This is a genomic window from Microbacterium sp. C7(2022) (assembly GCF_028823665.1).
Lineage (GTDB): Bacteria > Actinomycetota > Actinomycetes > Actinomycetales > Microbacteriaceae > Microbacterium.
The window spans coordinates 1-208 of record NZ_JAPEHV010000127.1 but is presented as its reverse complement, the minus strand read 5'-3'; the positions used below and the strand labels follow the sequence as shown (position 1 = coordinate 208).

The 208-nt window shown below is 55.8% G+C and carries 1 rRNA gene; it reads left to right on the top strand.

The annotated features are described in order from the left end of the window. Positions 1 to 208: ribosomal RNA gene (locus ON062_RS13780) — 23S ribosomal RNA — on the top strand; the annotation flags it as partial.

The following is a 208-nucleotide window of genomic DNA, read 5'->3' as shown; positions in this document are numbered from 1 at the left end:
GCTACGATCCGACTTAAAGGTACTGGGGGGATAACAGGCTGATACCGCCCAAGAGTTCATATCGACGGCGGTGTTTGGCACCTCGATGTCGGCTCATCACATCCTGGGGCTGAAGTAGGTCCCAAGGGTATGGCTGTTCGCCATTTAAAGTGGTACGCGAGCTGGGTTCAGAACGTCGTGAGACAGTTCGGTCCCTATCTGCCGTGGG